The organism is Streptomyces sp. KM273126, from assembly GCF_004337435.2.
In the GTDB taxonomy this organism is placed as follows: Bacteria; Actinomycetota; Actinomycetes; order Streptomycetales; family Streptomycetaceae; genus Streptomyces; species Streptomyces acidicola.
In genome coordinates this window covers 282784-299396 of the sequence record NZ_SJXB02000002.1, presented here as the reverse complement: position 1 = coordinate 299396, position 16613 = coordinate 282784, and the positions used below count along the sequence as shown (strand labels likewise).

Below are 16613 nucleotides of genomic sequence, written 5' to 3'. Positions count from 1 at the left end.
TCTGTCCCCCCACACCCCCTGTGCGTCATAGCGGCATGGCCAATATCCGCCACGGCGTAGGCGGGCGCGGCCGGCATAGCCCTCGTTGCGGCCGACATGCGGCTCGCCCCGCACCATCAGACGTCGCGCAGCAGAGGCAGTTGCTTCAACCGGTCCTGGAGGTGAGTGACGAGGAAGTCCGGTGCACCCGCCGTCTCGGCCACGGCCGGAAGGGTGTCACGCAGGTTAGCTACGGCTTCATCAACCACGTTCAGCACGCGGGGGGTATCAAGATCGAGGCTTTCGGCGAACCGCCGGAAGTGATCTCGGCTGATGTAGCGCATATCCCCTTGTTCGGCGATTGGCAGGGTAAGCCCCTTGCGCTGGAAGGAACGATAGGCAGTTGCGGAGAGCAGGTCATAGGCTGGCGACAAGCGTGGGGTGTGCGAGTCTGCGTAGCGCAGCGACCAGTTCTTAAGATGTTCGTCGTTGTTTCCTGCGGCAATGCACAAGACTATGCGACGAAGGTACTCAGTGAAGTCTTGAGGACAGTTGTCGAGTAGAACTCGGGCGATATCCTCCTGACGCCCACGGTCCTTATCCGCGGGCACCAGGTCGAAGACCTGCGCGAAGTCTTCCTGGTGGACGCGGCCGACTGGAGTTCTATCGAAGCGGCGGACCACGAAAGCCGTGGTACCGCCTTCCAGGTAATCCTCTTCGATTCCACTGACCGCGGTAAGTGGGATCAGGTGATGTTCGGGGACGTCGATTCCGATGGCCTTCGCCCAGCTCATGACCATGTGCTCGTTGGCGGGGAGTTCTGGAAGTACGGTGCTGGGCAATTTAACGATCCACTCGCCGAGCGTTCCGGGCTCCGGAAGGTGAAATTCCTTGCTATTTTCTTGCATAGAGAACTTCAACTGCATGCCAGACAGGGAGAACCCAAGCGATTGCTTTGGGGGAATTTCCTGCGCTTCCTCCAAAGCTTCCATCATCGCACCGGGAAGTTCACCTTCCGCTTCCACGAGAACCGCGCCCGGGAGGTCCTGGCCGAGATAGACAAGCAGCAGGAAATCGGATGCCCTGCCACCAAGAACCCGGTTGTAGATCCTGCGCAACGCAGACTCGCGTTCGGGCAGGAGATTAGCGAACCAGTTGGGCACTCCGGTGACTTCGCGAACCGCCAGGTCTGGGTTGTACTCGAAAGCAAGTCCGAGCACAGGATGCTCGGGATCCAGGTCCTCATATTCGAAAGCAGAGCGCCCCTGGGTGTAGCGAATAGTGCCGATTCTGCGATCACCCAGCAGGACGCGGGCTCTAGTGGTCTGCCGGGTCATGGGGTTCCTCTGTGGTGTCGCTCAGGGTGGGCATATGTCCTCGGTCGCGGAAGCCCCAGCGGGCCATAGACTGGATTCGTCGGCTGATTACGCGTTGCAATAGCTCTTCACGGTGTGCTACTAGTTCGTCGAATCGGCCCTGTTGAAGGAGAGCGACGCCCCGGTCGTCAAAGACATGGTGTCCTAGAGCAGCCTTGTCCGTGTGCGCGAGAGACAGCAGGCCCTCTCGTAGCGCGTTGGCGGGGGCCGACGGATGGAGGATGAAGCATCCCAGCGTGCGGTGCTCGATAGCCTTGTCAGGGACGAAGGAACTGAACATGTCTGCGCCGCCGTCGAGCCATGGTGTCAGGAGTTGTGGTGCTTCAAGGGGGGAGCCAACGGGGGCTTGGAACTCCGGAATCCTAGTCACGACAACGGGCCATGCCTGAAGCATTCCAAGAGCGTTCAGCCTGCCAGCGACCGAGTAAAGAGACGTAGCAGACATGTCGGCTTGATAGCTCTTAGGCTTTTGAGGTTGCGCGCCACCTAGGAGCCGTTGGGATTCATCCAGAGCCGTCTCAGCGGCAGGCTTTCGAGCTCCTTCCAAGGCCTGGATGCTGTCGTCCGCACGCCACACCCATCGCCGGAGGAGTTCTTGCGCTCTCGAATCAATCTTCGGACCGAACTTACTGAAGAATCGGACTGCCACAGGAAGCGCAGTTAGAACGGGCAACAGCCGAACGTGCGGAACGCGGGCTTCTTCACGGAGAAAGCTCACCGCTGCCCCAAGCGCTTTGCCGGCACGCTGCTCGGCGCGTGCGCGTTCCTCGGAGGACATGTCTTGATACACAGCCAGTACCTCCGAATCAGACACTGGCAACAGAGCCCGCGGTCCGGAAGTTGCAATGACGCAGTGCGCAGCTGTTGCATCACTGATGCGGCCGAAACCCTGTGCTTCCACGCGCCGCACAATGCTCTGCAGGCCGGCCGGAGGCCGTCGGGGGCGTGCGGCAAGACGCTCCAGGTCTGTTCTGGAGAGCGCTGAGCCTCCTTGATTGAGACGTCTGAAAATCTCAGTGCTCTGTTCAGGCAGGTTCGTCATGATAAATACCGGAAGGGTGTAGTCCTTCAGGCTGCTGGACAGAGCGATGACTTCACTTATTTCGGCTTCGGAGAGGAAGCGCTCCGCGATCCATGCGTACAGCCGTTTCGGGTGTACCAACACAGAAACGGGAAGCATCATTGAATGCCTGGCAGGGCCTGGTACGAACTGATGCTGCTCTAGGTCGTAGCAAACCGCGTAACGTGAGTCATCACTCGCATTCCATGCTCCAATAAGCGCAGAAAGCCGCTGCACACCGTCAATGACTGTCCATGCAGCAGGTTCCTCCGGCGCATGAATCGCCTTTCCGCCCAAATCGACTTCTTGGGAGGGCGCCGGCCCCTCGTAAACCACCAACGCACCGACCGGGAAGCCGCGGGAAATTGAGTCGAAAAACTCGACAATCTGACGCCGACCCCACACGGCAGGCCGTTGGAATTCAGAATTCCGGAACCGCCCGACTTCCGCTAGGTGAACGAGATGTTGCAGCGAAAAGACCGTGACGTGCTGTTGCATTCCCTGCGCCACCAAGACCACCTCACTGCCGCATCTGAGCTAACGCCGATAGTAGAGCACTGCGGGTGAGCACCTCTTTGTGAGACTCGCTGGTCAGGCCCCACCTAGCAGCCAGATACTGCACGCGACTCGAAGCACGTCGGAACTTCATCAGTCTCGAAGTCCGCGGCTCATCCACTCATCGACCGATTGAATCAACTATGCCCGATTAGTAACACTTTAGGTGTAGCGGTGCGGACGGTCGCAGACTTGTTGCAAGCAGCGGTTTGAGAGCCAGCAGTCCCGATCGAGCGAGCTGAACTAGGTCGGGTTGCCGAACGATCAACGGCCCGGTCCACTCCCCGGCAAGGGCACATCGTCATACTTCACCATGTCCACCCGCCACCAATTGGCCCGCTGTAAATCAGCCAGCCCCGCCTTACCAGCCTGAAAACTGAGGCCAGCCCCTGCCCAGCTCCCGCCACTTCGGGGCCGTCTGTGGGCCGCCGTAGGGCGGCCAATGACGACCAATGAAGACCGACAACAACGGCGTCCTTGCTGGCAAGGACGGCAGTAGCTGTAATCCACCGAGGTAGCCAAGCCAGGTCATCACTTCTTCGACGTGTGACATAGCCCAGGTCTGGGCGGTCGCCGGGTCGCCTGCCCGTCTGCTCGTCTGCGGCGCCCCGCACTGGCTGCTGGAACGACGGCGCCGGGCCGAGCAAGCCCTGATCTCGGTGGTCGCCACCGCCTACCTGCTGGGCGTGAGCACGCGCCGGGTCGAGAAGCTCGCCGAGTCCCTCGGGGTGACCCAGCTGTCGAAGTCCCAGGTCAGCGCGATGACCAAGCACCTGGACGAACAGGTTGCCGCGTTCCGCAGCCGGCCTCTGGATGCCAGGCCCCTACGCGTTTGTCTGGGTGGACGCGCTCACGCAGAAGGTCCGCGAGGGCGGCCGCATCATCAACGTCCACGCGCTGATCGCGGTCGGCGTCAACGCCGACGGCCACCGCGAGATCCTCGGCCTCGACGTCGCCACAGCCGAGGACGGCGCCGGCTGGCTCGCCTTCCTGCGCTCGCTCATCGCCCGCGGCCTGTCCGGCGTCCAGCTCGTCATCTCCGACGCTCACGCCGGCCTGGTGGACGCGATCGGCGCCGTTCTGCCCGGCGCCTCGTGGCAGAGATGCCGCACCCACTACGCCCGCAACCTGCTCTGCCAGGTCCCCAGGTCCGCCCAGCCCTGGGTCGCCACGCTGCTGCGGACCGTCTTCGAACAACCCGACTCCGAGGCGGTCCAGGCCCAGATGAGGCACGTCCTCGACGCCCTGGAGGCCAAGTTCCCCAAAGCCGCCGAACACCTCGACGCCGCCCAGCACGACCTGCTCGCGTTCACTGCCTTCCCCCGCGAGATCTGGCGGCAGATCTGGTCGAACAACCCGCAAGAGCGGCTCAACAAGGAGATCCGCCGCCGCACCGACGTGGTCGGCATCTTCCCCGACCGGACCGCCGTGATCCGCCTGGTCGGCGCCGTTTTGGCCGAGCAGAACGACGAGTGGACCGAGGCCCGCCGCTACATGGGACGCGAGCTCCTCGCCAAGGCTCGCCTCCACCCGATCGAGTCAGAAACCGACGAGACCGTCCTGCCCACCGAACTCACCGCATAGCCTCAAAACGAGATCACCGAGTGGCCGTTGATACACCACTCCAGCGGACGTGACCTGGACCGCTGGGTCACCTTGTAAGCCGTCGGCCGTGCCCTCCCCTCACCGGGGGGGCACGGCCGACGGTTTTCGCTTGTCCCGAGCCCCGCCGGCTCTTCCTCGCCCCCGCCGCCCCTACCCGTCCCATCCCCAGGGGCTCCGCCCGCTTCACCCCCGCCAGGGGGCTCCGCCCCCTGGACCCCCAGGGTTCTGCGCCCCGGCCCCCGGTTCGGGGCTCCGCCCCGGCCCTCGCTTCAGGGCTCCGCCCCGCGCCCCGTTTCCAGGGGCCAGCCCCCGCACCCCCGCTCCTCAAACGCCGGAGGGGCTGAACGATCCAGCCCGTCCGGCGCTTGAGGACGAGGCCGTTCAGGCCGATGAACCACCCACCCACCCACCCGCACACAACCCACCCACCCCAGCCCGCCCACGGGGTCCGGGGAGGCGGGGGACGACAGCAGGCGGTCGTCACGCAGCGGGCCTTTGCCCCACCTGGGGTCGGCTGCGGCCGCTTTATGGTGGTTTTCGGGTGCACACTGGCATAGGGACGAGTGCCTGAGTGCGGGGTGATACAGATGGTGAACCGTTTCCGGAGCGACCGCGGACTGGTCGCGCGGATGGTACTCACGGTGTTCCTGCTCGGATTGCTGTACGTGGCGTTCATAGGCGTCCTGATCGTGCTGCTGAAGAGCGTGGTGGTGGTCATCGTGCTGGCCGCCGCGCTGCTGGGCGCGCAGTACTGGTTCTCGGACCGGATCGCGCTCTACGCGATGCACGGGCAGATCGTGGAGCGGGACGAGTATCCGCAGCTCCACGGCGTCGTCGACCGGCTGTGCGCCGTGGCGGACATGCCGAAGCCGCAGGTCGCCGTGGCAAACATGGACATGCCCAACGCGTTCGCCACGGGGCGGAACCAGGATCACGCCGTGGTGTGCGTGACGACCGGGCTGCTCAGGCGGCTGGAGCCGGACGAGCTGGAGGGCGTGCTCTCGCACGAGCTGTCCCACGTGGCGCACAAGGACGTCGCCGTGATCACCGTGGCGTCCTTCCTGGGCGTGATCGCCGGGCTGATCGTACGGTTCGCCTTCTACTCGCAGCTGTTCGCGCGCGGGCGCAAGGACCAGAACACCCTCGCCGTGTTCGCGACAATCATCGGGGTGTCCATCGCCGTGTACGCGATCAGCTTCGTGCTCATCCGGGCCCTGTCCCGGTATCGGGAGCTGGCCGCCGACCGGGCGGGCGCGCTGCTCACCGGGCGGCCCTCGGCGCTGGCGTCCGCGCTCACGAAGGTGGACGGGGCGATCGCCCGGATCCCGACCCGCGACCTGCGGACCGCGCAGGCCTTCAACGCCTTCTACTTCACCCCGGCACTCGGTGACTCGCCCGTCTTCCAGCGCGTCTTCTCCACCCACCCGAGCCTGGAGCAGCGGCTCGACCAGCTGGGGCGGATCTCGGCCGAGCTGGGTGAAGCGGCGGCGCCCAGGAAGGCAGGCTGAGATCGCATGGGGTTCCTGGACGTCCTTCTCGGCCGTACGAAGCCGGTCGCGCCCGATCTCGACCAGTTGTTCGCGCTGCCGTCGGCCGCGGTGACGCTTGAGGCGGCGGCCTCCTTCACGCCCACGGGAACGGGCTCGGTGTGCTTCGCCACCGTGGAGGGCGCGGCGTTCACCGAGGTCCGCGAGGAGGTGCAGGAACTCCTCGACGCGGACTCGGAACGCCAGGGGCCGCCCGTCGAGGCCGTCCGGGACGAGTACGGGTATTCGTGGCTGGTCTCCCGGCGCGGACCGGACGACCTGCCCGCCCTCGTGGGTGATCTGCACGCGGTCAACAGCGCCCTGGAGAGCAGCGGGTTCGGGCCGCAGTTGCTGTGCTCCGTGGTGAGCTTCCAGAGCGGCGGGGACAGGCGGCTGGAGATCGTCTACCTGTACAAGCGTGGCACCTTCTACCCCATGTGCAGACTCGGCGGGCAACAGAGACGCGACAACGCACTGGAGCTGCAGATGTCCGCCCTGCTCAAGGACGACCTGCGGATCGAGCCCGACCTGAGCCGCTGGTTCCCGATCTGGGGCGTGCCGGGGTCGTAGAGCAGCACGAAACGACCGCGGTGAGCCGGAGGGGGTCACTCCGTGAGTGAATGCGGGGATGAGCCGACGACCCTCATCTTTCACACACGACCACGACGGTGAACAACTCAGCGGGGTGGACAGCGGCGGCGACAGTGGTCTGGAACCAGCTGCCGCCGTCGTCCTGTTGCACGGCGCCGGCAACGGCAGCAAGGAACGCCTGCTCCCCATGCTCGACGAGTTCGTGACGCGTGGCTGCCGGGGCCTCGCCCTCGACTTCTCGGGGCACGGTGAGAGCACGGGTGAGCTGCGGGAGCTGAGTCTGCGGCGGCGTTTCGAGCAGGCCGCCGCCGTCATCGACGCACGGGTGCCCGCGGACGCGCCGCTGGTCCTCGTCGGGTTCAGCATGAGCGGGCAGACGGTGGCCGATCTCGCCCGCCACTACGGGGAGCGGGTGGCGGCGATCGGGCTGTGTGCGCCCGCGGTGTACGCGGCCGAGGCATGGCCGGTGCCGTTCGGGGAGGGCGACGGGGAGTTCAGCACCATCATCCGGGCGCCCGAGAGCTGGCGTGCGGCCCCGGCGCTGGATGTGTTCCGGGGGTACCGCGGCCGGGCGGTGCTCGCCGTGCCCGCGACGGACCATGTCATCCCTCCGGCCGTGACCGAGGCCGTGACTGACGCCCTCTCCACCCGCGCCCAGTTCACCCGGCTCGAACTCCCGGACGCGGAGCACTGGCTGGGCCTGTGGTTCCGTGATCACGCCGAGGACCGGCGGGAGTTCGTGGATGCCGTGCTGACGGGCCTGGGGGACGAGGGATGGACGGCAACGCGAGCGTGGGTGGCCAAGCAGTTGCCGCAGGGGCGCGGTGTGCGTGACACGACGGTCCTGCACGGAGGCTGGAGCTCCCAGATGCGCCGGCTCACCCTCGACGACGGCTCCGGTCTGGTGCTGCGCTCCTTCGTGCGGCCCTTCTTCCGGCGCCACGCGCCGGGGCTGCTGGCCCGCGAGGCGTCCGTGCTCACGCTGCTCGCGCCGTACGACGGCATCCCGGTCCCGGAGCTGCGCGCCGTCGACGCCACCGCCGAACACACCGACCATCCCTCGCTGTTGATGTCCCTGCTGCCGGGCACGGTGCGGGTCGACGACGTGGATCTCGAACGGCGCCTGGACCTGCTCGCCGGTCAGCTGGCCCGGGTCCACGCGGTCGTACCGGACGAACGGCCTCGCACGTATCAGGCCTGGACGTCTCCCGGACGGGTCGGCTCGCCCGGCGGTGAGCCGTGGGACCGGGCGGTGGACGTGATCCGGCGCGCGGCGCCCGCGTACGAGGGCTGCTTCCTGCACCGGGACTTCCACCCCGGGAACGTCCTGTTCACCGGCGCCGGCGAGACCCTGCGGATCACTGGCGTCGTCGACTGGGTGGAGACCTCGTGGGGACCCGCTGACCTCGACGTCGCCCACTGCTCGACGACGCTCGCGCTGCTGCACGGGCCAGAGCACGGGCTCGGCTTCCGCGCACGGTACGAGGCCCGCGGCGGCCGTCGCCTCGCCGAGGTCCGGGATCACCTGTACTGGAGGCTGCTGGACGCACTGGGCTACGCACCGGACGCCACGAAGCTCGCGGGACCCTGGCGCGAGCTCGGCCGCACCGACCTGACCCCGCAGGTGCTGGGGGCACGGCTGGAGGCGTACGTGGCGGGGCTGCTGGACCAGTACGCGTAACGTGCTGTCCGGCTCGGTGACGGAGTTGGGGATGGCCAGGGGGACGGGGTTGATACGGCATGGGTGAGCGACTGCGGCAGGTCACGACGGCGGAACGTCGGACCCGGCTCGCGCTGCGGCACCGGCTGGCGCCGGGCGCGCGGGCGGCCACTCCGGAAGAGGTGGCCGGGTCCCTGGTGGCCTTGCACGGGACGGACCCGGCGACGGTGTACCTGGCGGTCGGGGCGCGTCTGGTGGACGCGGCCGGGACGGTGACGGGGCTCGACCGGGCGTTGTACGAGGAGCGGTCGCTGGTGCGGATGCACGGGATGCGGCACACCGTGTTCGTGTTCCCGACGGAGCTGGCCGCGGTGGTGCACGCCTCCACGGGGCTCACGGTCGCCGCACGCGCGCGGGCCGGCCTGATCAAGGACATGACCACGGGCAGCGACGGACGGCTGACCCCCGAGTGGCTCGCGGAGGTCGAGGCGGCCACGCTCGCCGCGCTCGCCCGGCGCGGACAGGCCACGGTGAACGAACTCGTGCACGACGAGCCGCGGTTGCGGGAGCAGTTCGCGTACGGGGCGGGCGGGAAGTACCAGCACACCGTGTCGTCCCGGCTCATGCGGGTGCTGGGAGTGGAGGGCAGAGTGGTGCGCGGCCGGCCGCTCGGCTCGTGGACGTCGACCCAGTTCCGCTGGGCGGTGGCGCCCCCGCACCCCGAGTTGCCGCCTGCCGGGGCACAGTCGGAGCTGCTGCGGCAGTGGCTCACGGCGTGCGGTCCCGCCACGGAGGCGGACCTGAAGTGGTGGACCGGCTGGAAGGTGACCGAGGTCCGCAAGGCGCTCGCCGCGATCGGGGCGCGGGCCGTGTCCCTGGACGACGGGGGCACGGGCTACGTGACGGACGGGGTGGCGGACGGGGACGCGGAGCCGGTCACCGAGCCCGTCGAGCCGTGGGCCGCGCTGCTTCCGGGCCTGGACCCGACGGCGATGGGCTGGCAGGACCGTGACTGGTACCTCGCGCCCGCCCTCCGCCCCGCCCTGTTCGACAGGAGTGGCAACGTCGGGCCGACGGTGTGGTGGAACGGCCGGGTGATCGGCGGCTGGGCCCAGCATCCGGACGGCGAGATCGTGTGGCGGCTGCTGGACACGGAGGGCGTGGGAAGCGAGGCGCACACCGCGATCGAGGCGGAGGCGGCACGGCTGTCCGCCTGGGTGGCCGAGACCCGGATCACGCCACGGTTCCGGACGCCGCTGGAACGGGAGCTGGCCTCCGGCTGAGGGAGGCACGAGGTCGTCCCCGGCCCCGGCGCGGTGTCACTCCGCGACCGGGGACGACCTGCGGTCACTTCTCCGGGCACTCCTTCCAGGCCAGGTGGTAGACCGTGCTGATGTCACCGTCCGTGGAGTCCATGGTCATGAAGCTGGTGCTGTTGGCCGGTGACGTGCCCTTGCTGACCCGCAGCTCGGTGTTGATGTTGAAGTTCCGCAACTCACCGCAGGGCGCCCAGACGAGCTGGGCCCAGTCGGTTTCGTCGGTGGCCTGCCAGTTGTCCTCGTACGGGCCGCTGAACGGGTGGGTCCTGGAGGCCGTGTCCGGGGAGCCCTGGAAGTAGTACGAGGCCTTCTGGGTGCCGCTCGCGCCGAGCTGGAGTGAGGCGAAGCCCCGGTAGTCGGCGCTGGCGATGGCGTAGGTGAAGCCGCCGGGAACGTGGACGTTCAGGTTGAGCTGGCAGTTCTTGCGGAACGCGGTGGGGTCGGCGCCGCCGCCGACCTGGGCGAGGTAGTCGCTGTAGGTCACGGTGAAGGCGGTGTTGTCCGGGGAGACGGCGACCGCCGTGGTGCCCTGGGGACAGCCGGAGCCGTTCACCGTGGCGACCTTGATGACGATCTTGTCCGGGGGAGGATCGGTGAAGATCGGCGACGACGAGGACGAGGCCTGCGCCGGGAACGCGGTGGCGAGCAGAGCGGCGATCGCGCCGCCCAGGAGGAGCCCACGAGCCATGGTTCTCCCATCCATTGGGGGGTGCGGCCCAGCGCATGCGCGGTGGGCCGTCACGGACCGAAGAGGTATGGAACGGTCGATGATCATGCGCATGCCAAGCAGCATGCGCATCGCCCCCAGCCTGTGAAGGAGCTGTGAAGGCCGGGAGCGACCGAATCGTATGGACCCCGGGGCGGTGCGGCTAGGGCGATCTCCGGCCAACTCTGCAACTCAGGAACTCTGGGACTCTGGGACTCTGGCCGGCCCCGGACACACCAGTGCCGCCCACCCCCGCGGAGCGGACGGCACCGGAGACTCGCGTGCCTCAGCGGCTGTAGCGCATCAGCGCCCGCACCATGTGGCACGTCGTGTCGGACGGCGGATGGACACCGATGAGCTCGGCCGCGCCGCGGATCGTCTCGTTGCGGGCCTGGTTCGGGACGTAGACGCCGGAGTCGAGCAGGGCGATGGCGAGGCGCATCGCCTTCAGCCGGCGGTTGTGCGTGACGTACCACTCGCGGGGGCGGCCGGGCGGCAGCGGGCGCTTCTCGACGGGTGCGTACGGAAGGTCGAGCAGGACCGGCCTCCGGGCCGTGGACTGGGTGGGCAGCGGCTTCGACGTCAGTGCGGCAGCGGGCACGGGCATCCTCCTGTCGCGGTCAGGGCGTCGTCCGGGATCTCCGGAAACACCCTCGAACACTGCTTCTATTTTACTGGCCCCCACTGACAATCAGGAGCCCTGGAGCCCACCAAAAGCCCAGGTGGGAAAGGGAATTGGCACCGTGTCACCCAAGCTTCGCAAGAGGCACGTGAGACAGCGGACCGGCGGCCGGGGCGGCGACACCGCGGACCCGGGACCCTCACCCTGCCCCCACCCGGCCCCCGCCGCGCCGCGCGTACCGTGTCCCCATGGAGATCTGGATCAATCCGGCCTGTTCGAAGTGCCGCAGCGCGCTCACCCTGCTGGACGCGGAGGGCGCCGAGTACACCGTGCGGCGGTATCTGGAGGACGTACCGACCGAGGACGAGATCCGGGACGTGCTCGCTCGGCTCGGGCTGGAGCCGTGGGACATCACGCGGACCCAGGAGGCCGCCGCCAAGGAGCTGGACATGAAGACATGGGACCGGGACGCGGCGTCGCGGGACCGGTGGGTGCGGGCGCTCGCCGAGCACCCGGGGCTCATCCAGCGGCCCATCATCACCGCCGACGACGGCAGCGCGGTGGTGGCGCGCACGGCGGAGGCGGTTCGTGACGCTTTGGAGCGGTGAGCCCGGCTTCACGCCAAGTCGCGTGTGACGCAGGTTACTTGAGAGACCCGCGTAACCGTTGAGTAACTTCGTTCGAGATCTCGTACCTAGCGGCGTACCCACCCGATCCGGCCGCCGAGACGGCCGGGGACAGGAGGCGCGCATGTCGCGTAGGAGAACGATCAGCACGAAGAAGAAGGTCGCGCTGCTGGTGACCGCGGTGGCCGTGGCGGGAGGCGGGGCCTTCGCGATGGCGGCCACGTCGAACGCCGCGCAGACCGCCGCGGACTCGACCGTCTGCCAGGGACTGGCCACCGCGCTCGGCAACAACCAGCAGTTCATCGAGGGGCAACGAGCCAACCCCGACGCCCAGTCGGAGGCCCGGATCGCCAACCGCGAGGCGGTCATCGCCGAGATCGAGCTCAAGCAGGAGGCGTCCGGCTGCGTGGTCGGGGAGTCGGCTCAGGACCCCCAGGCCGGGCAGACCGGCGGGGCCGCGGGCACCGGGGGGTCGGCTCAGGACCCCCAGGGCTCCGAGGGTTCCGGGGCCGCGGAACCGGAGGCCGCCCCGCCCGCGAACGGCGACGCCGCCGCGGGCTCCGGGGAGCAGGTCTGCAACGGCTCCACCGTCACCCTCTCCGGCGAGGCCGGCGCCCCGGCCGCGTCCAGCAACCAGTTCCCGGCCGGTACGAAGCTGAAGGTCACCAACCTGGACAACAACAAGTCCACGACGGTGGAGGTCACCTCGGTCTCCGGCAGCTGCGTCCTGCTGAACGACGCCGCGTTCGAGCAGGTCAGGGAACCCGGCAAGTTCCTGATCCGGCGGGCCGTCATCGAGCGGGTGGGGTGACTCGGCCGCAGGTCAACGGCCGTTCAGGAAGTCCGTGAGGCGGCTGTTGAGCTCCGCCGGGTCCCGGTGCGGCAGCGCGTGGTGGGTGGCGTCCGGGAGAACGGTCACCCGCGCACGCGGCAGCCACTCGACGGAGCGGGCCGCCACCTTGCGCGTGTCGTGGGCCCTGCTGCGCCCGGCGAGGAGCAGCAGAGCTGGCACGTCCAGGGCGGACGAGGCCGCGCGATCCGGAGCCGGGCCGGTGACCGGCCGTACGAAGGGGAAGTCGGCGGCCGCCTCCTGGAGCCGGAGCCACTCCGGGTCCACGGGGCCACCGCCGGTCTCCCACTCCAGGAAGGCCCGGGTGCCGCGGGCGGAGCGGCGGGCCATCATCCAGGCGGCCCGCACGAGGTACCCGGCCGCGAATCCGGTGAAGCACCCGGTCGGATCGAGCAGCGCCAGACGGCGCACCCGGTCGGGCGCGTGCAGGGTGCAGTGGAGGGCGATCCAGGCGCCGTACGAGTGACCGCACAACGCGGTCGCGCCGACGCCCAGACCGTCCAGGAGCAGGTCCATCCAGGCTGTGAGGTCGGCCACCGTACGGAGGGGGTGGTCGGCCTCACGTGTGCTGCGGCCCGGTTCGCCGATCAGGTCGACGGCGTACACGCGGTGGGAGCGCGAGAACGCCTCGGCGTTCGCGAACCAGGAGGCCGATGTCGCCCCGCCGCCACCCGGCAGGAGGACGAGCGGGGGCGCGTCGCGCGGGCCGCACGCGTTCACATGGGTGGTGCCGTACCGGGTGGCGACGTCGAACGCCTCCCGGTCCGCGGGCCACTTGGCCATGACCTCGTCGTACGCTGTTCGGAAGCCCTGGATGTCGTATGTGCCGCGGCCGTTCATGCGCCCAGCCTCCCCTGCCGTATTATCTCGCTCAGCGAGATACTTGGTGGGCGAGATGATAGCCGGAGGGTGGTATGCCGGACCACGAGCGCGAGATGGAGATCGTGCACCTGCTGCGCGCGGCGACCGTCGAACTCGGCCTGCACAGCGCCCGGTTCGCGAGCCGCAACGGGATGCATCCGACGGACGTGCGCGCCCTGATCGCCCTCATGGACGCGTCCCGGTCCGGCTCGGAGATGACGGCGGGTCGCCTCGGCACCCTCCTCGGGCTGAACTCCGCGGGCACGACCGCCGTCGTCGACCGGCTGGAACGGCTCGGGCACGTACGGCGCGTGCGGGACGAACGGGACCGGCGCCGGGTCCTCGTGGAGATCGACGAGCGGGCGGTGGAGCTGGGGCAGGCCTTCTTCGGCCCGCTGATCGGCCGCGCGGTCGAGTTGCTGGAGGGCTACGACGAGCGGGAACTGACGGCGATCCGCGGGTTCCTCACGGGCGTACGGGACGCGGCGGCCGAAGCGAGCGGGTAGGGCGACGGACAGGGCATTCCCGCCCCGCACCGCCGAAACCCCGTACATCCCCATCGCATACGAGCCGCGCGGGACGACCCGCGCGAGCCGCCGCGAACCGCCCTGCGGTGCCCCCGCGTGCCCGCCGGCCACCGCCGCGAACTCCTTCGCCCGCCCCTTCGCCCGCCCGTCACACACCCCCGGAGACCCACCCGGCATCGCAGTGCGGCGCCTCACGGCGTGATCCCGCCCACAGAAGCCCCGGGTAACACGGGGTTCACACATGAGCAATGATCGGGAAACCGCCTGTTGACAGGCTTCCGGGCATCTTCCCACGCGGCGCCCCCAGTGCCGCAGCGCCGCCGCAGCACCCGCATGACTGCGACTTCAAGACACACCCGAAGGAAGTGGCCCGTGAGCTTCAAGGCTGAGTACATCTGGATCGACGGCACCGAGCCGACGGCCAAGCTGCGTTCGAAGACCAAGATCCTGGCCGACGACGCCAAGGGTGCCGAGCTGCCGATCTGGGGCTTCGACGGGTCCTCCACGAACCAGGCCGAGGGTCACGCCTCCGACTGTGTCCTCAAGCCGGTCTTCTCCTGCCCGGACCCGATCCGCGGCGGTGACGACATCCTCGTCCTGTGCGAGGTCCTGAACATCGACTTCACGCCGCACGCGTCCAACACCCGCGCCGCGCTGACCGAGGTCGCGGAGAAGTTCGCCGCGCAGGAGCCGATCTTCGGCATCGAGCAGGAGTACACCTTCTTCGACGGCACCCGCCCGCTGGGCTTCCCCGAGGGCGGCTTCCCGGCCCCCCAGGGCGGCTACTACTGCGGTGTCGGCGCCGACGAGATCTTCGGCCGCGAGATCGTCGAGGCGCACCTGGACAACTGCCTGAAGGCGGGTCTCGCGATCTCCGGCATCAACGCCGAGGTCATGCCCGGCCAGTGGGAGTTCCAGGTCGGCCCGGTCTCCCCGCTGGAGGTCTCCGACCACCTGTGGGTGGCCCGCTGGCTGCTCTACCGCACCGCCGAGGACTTCGGCGTCTCCGCCACCCTCGACCCCAAGCCGGTCAAGGGCGACTGGAACGGCGCCGGCGCGCACACCAACTTCTCCACCAAGGCGATGCGCGAGGGCTACGACGCGATCATCACCGCGTGCGAGTCGCTCGGTGAGGGCTCCAAGCCGCTCGACCACGTCAAGAACTACGGCGCCGGCATCGACGACCGCCTGACCGGTCTGCACGAGACCGCCCCGTGGGACCAGTACTCCTACGGCGTCTCCAACCGCGGCGCCTCGGTCCGTATCCCGTGGCAGGTCGAGAAGGACGGCAAGGGCTACATCGAGGACCGCCGTCCGAACGCCAACGTCGACCCGTACGTCGTGACGCGTCTGCTCGTCGACACCTGCTGCTCCGCCCTGGAGAAGGCCGGCCAGGTCTGATCCACGGCCAGGTCTGATCCACGCGGGCTCCGTGAGGGGGCGCCCAACCGTTCGCGGTGGGCGCCCCCTTCGCGTTGCCGTTCGTCATCGCGAGAGCGGCCGGTGTCGTCCACCTCACTTGACGCCCTCTCCCGCCCGAGGGCAGGAGATTCCGGTCCGTACCGCTACGCGGTACCACCACGGGTTCCTGTTTCACGGGCCGCTGCCAACCGGTGAGGGTCGGTCTTACACGGCCTCCGCAGGCCTGACTTCCCGCCCGTCCGGCGGTAGGTCCGCCAACCACGTTGTCGGACAAGGCGACATTAGCAGTGGTGCTGCGCCTCTACGGGCCTCCAGGGCGAGGATGCCCTACACCTCCACCCTGAAGGGTGGAGCACTGGGCAAGTTTTCGGTAGCCGGAAGCGTCCAAGCAGTGAGAGGAGGCTCCCTCCCCCGGCCCGCTGTCTGCTTCAATGGGCCCATGGCCAGCTTCCAGAAGGACACCGCGACGGGTCGCCACGACCTTGAGCCGTTCTGGCCTTCCCGTCAGCACCACGACTTCGACCGGGTGTGTTGCCGCGCGACGAACGCGCCGGCCTGCTGAGACCGCACACCCGGGCCTTCCACCGGCGCGCACGACGTACGTCCCGACGAGCCCGACCACGCACTCGCGGCCGTCGCCCTCCCGACGAACCTCTCGCGCGAAAGAGCTGACCTCTCATGGCGACCACTCGTTCCATCTCCACCGCCGCCCTCACCGTCCCGGCCTCTCCCCCGGCGAACGGCCCCGCACGCCACCGGCTGCGTGCCGTGGACCGCGACGAGGTCGTCCACGTCGCGGACTTCCTGCCCCCCGGTGCCACCTGGCTGCCCGCGCCCCCGCACACCCTGCCCACGCTGCCGGGGCAGCCGCCGATGATCGGCTACCTGGTCCTCGTACCCGCCGACCAGCAGCCGCCGGTACCGCCGTTCGCGGTGCCGGGCCCGTCCGGAGCCGACGCGGCCGGCCCCGACGACGACGAGGACACCCTCGTCCGGATCGACACCGTGCAGCGCACCGCCGAGGTCGACGGGCGCCCGCTCGACCTCACCTACCTGGAGTTCGAGCTGCTCGCACACCTGGTGACGCACCCTCACCGGGTGTACACCCGCGACCAGTTGGTCACCACGGTGTGGGGTTACGGGCACGTGGGCGACGGCCGGACCGTCGACGTCCACATCGCCCGGCTGCGCCGCAAGCTCGGCGCGGAGCACCGGCAGGCCATCCAGACGGTGCGCAGGGTCGGTTACAAGTACACGCCGCCTGCCGGGCGCTGACCGGGCTGGACCGCGCCAACCGCCGGCTGTCTGCCCTGGGCAGACAACGGTTC

Annotated in this window: 15 protein-coding genes and 1 pseudogene; 11 read left to right on the top strand and 5 right to left on the bottom strand. The window is 68.7% G+C overall.

Annotated features, from left to right (window positions below):
• Positions 1–116: 116 nt before the first annotated feature.
• Together E0500_RS31895 and E0500_RS31890 are read right to left on the bottom strand one after the other, a co-directional pair.
• Positions 117–1316, bottom strand: coding sequence for a type II toxin-antitoxin system HipA family toxin (locus E0500_RS31895; RefSeq protein WP_131567952.1), 1200 nt, complete (start codon positions 1314–1316; stop codon positions 117–119).
• The gene (locus E0500_RS31890; RefSeq protein ID WP_131567954.1) at positions 1297–2925 is read right to left on the bottom strand and encodes a DUF262 domain-containing protein; all 1629 of its coding nucleotides are present in this window, start codon (positions 2923–2925) and stop codon (positions 1297–1299) included. Before E0500_RS31890 ends, E0500_RS31895 begins: the two co-directional genes overlap by 20 nt.
• Positions 2926–3578: 653 nt before the next feature.
• Between E0500_RS31890 and E0500_RS31885 the strand changes: the two are divergent.
• The 5 genes and pseudogenes from E0500_RS31885 to E0500_RS31865 all read left to right on the top strand — a co-directional run.
• Positions 3579–4554 (top strand): annotated as a pseudogene (locus E0500_RS31885) (IS256 family transposase); the annotation flags it as partial.
• A 608-nt stretch (positions 4555–5162) separates the two neighbouring features.
• Complete coding sequence (htpX, locus tag E0500_RS31880) at positions 5163–6083, top strand: zinc metalloprotease HtpX (protein ID WP_131571189.1); 921 nt, start codon at positions 5163–5165, stop codon at positions 6081–6083.
• Between the two features lie 6 nt (positions 6084–6089).
• On the top strand, positions 6090–6671 hold the full coding sequence (locus E0500_RS31875) for a PspA-associated protein PspAB (protein WP_131571192.1): 582 nt from the start codon (positions 6090–6092) through the stop codon (positions 6669–6671).
• 58 nt (positions 6672–6729) lie between these two features.
• Positions 6730–8373, top strand: a complete 1644-nt coding sequence (locus E0500_RS31870) for an alpha/beta fold hydrolase (protein WP_131571195.1) — start codon at positions 6730–6732, stop codon at positions 8371–8373.
• Between the two features lie 59 nt (positions 8374–8432).
• Positions 8433–9635 (top strand): winged helix DNA-binding domain-containing protein, encoded by a 1203-nt coding sequence (locus E0500_RS31865; RefSeq protein ID WP_131571197.1) that lies wholly within the window; start codon positions 8433–8435, stop codon positions 9633–9635.
• 64 nt (positions 9636–9699) lie between these two features.
• On the opposite strand, the gene E0500_RS31860 is transcribed toward E0500_RS31865, so the two are convergent.
• Entirely contained in the window at positions 9700–10359 is a 660-nt protein-coding gene (locus E0500_RS31860) for a DUF4360 domain-containing protein (protein WP_131571199.1), read from the bottom strand.
• Positions 10360–10663: 304 nt separating this feature from the next.
• Complete coding sequence (locus E0500_RS31855; RefSeq protein ID WP_131571202.1) at positions 10664–10978, bottom strand: hypothetical protein; 315 nt, start codon at positions 10976–10978, stop codon at positions 10664–10666.
• Positions 10979–11247: 269 nt separating this feature from the next.
• Between E0500_RS31855 and E0500_RS31850 the strand changes: the two genes are divergently transcribed.
• Positions 11248–11607, top strand: coding sequence for an arsenate reductase family protein (locus tag E0500_RS31850; RefSeq protein WP_131571205.1), 360 nt, complete (start codon positions 11248–11250; stop codon positions 11605–11607).
• Positions 11608–11749: 142 nt separating this feature from the next.
• Positions 11750–12436 carry a hypothetical protein gene (locus E0500_RS31845; protein WP_131571207.1) on the top strand — a complete coding sequence of 229 codons (687 nt, stop codon included), beginning with the start codon at positions 11750–11752 and terminating at the stop codon, positions 12434–12436.
• A 12-nt stretch (positions 12437–12448) separates the two neighbouring features.
• On the opposite strand, the gene E0500_RS31840 is transcribed toward E0500_RS31845, so the two are convergent.
• Positions 12449–13315 (bottom strand): alpha/beta fold hydrolase, encoded by an 867-nt coding sequence (locus E0500_RS31840; protein WP_131571210.1) that lies wholly within the window; start codon positions 13313–13315, stop codon positions 12449–12451.
• Between the two features lie 74 nt (positions 13316–13389).
• Here E0500_RS31840 and E0500_RS31835 point away from each other — a divergent pair, with 74 nt between their 5' ends.
• From E0500_RS31835 to E0500_RS31825, 4 genes are all read left to right on the top strand, one after another.
• Positions 13390–13842 carry a MarR family transcriptional regulator gene (locus E0500_RS31835; RefSeq protein WP_131571212.1) on the top strand — a complete coding sequence of 151 codons (453 nt, stop codon included), beginning with the start codon at positions 13390–13392 and terminating at the stop codon, positions 13840–13842.
• Positions 13843–14235: 393 nt separating this feature from the next.
• A complete protein-coding gene (gene glnII, locus E0500_RS31830) occupies positions 14236–15264 on the top strand; it encodes a glutamine synthetase (RefSeq protein WP_131559172.1) in 1029 nt (342 codons plus the stop codon).
• A gap of 460 nt (positions 15265–15724) precedes the next feature.
• Positions 15725–15847 carry a hypothetical protein gene (locus E0500_RS44470; RefSeq protein ID WP_258573691.1) on the top strand — a complete coding sequence of 41 codons (123 nt, stop codon included), beginning with the start codon at positions 15725–15727 and terminating at the stop codon, positions 15845–15847.
• Between the two features lie 116 nt (positions 15848–15963).
• Positions 15964–16560 carry a winged helix-turn-helix domain-containing protein gene (locus tag E0500_RS31825; RefSeq protein WP_131559170.1) on the top strand — a complete coding sequence of 199 codons (597 nt, stop codon included), beginning with the start codon at positions 15964–15966 and terminating at the stop codon, positions 16558–16560.
• Positions 16561–16613 lie beyond the last annotated feature (53 nt).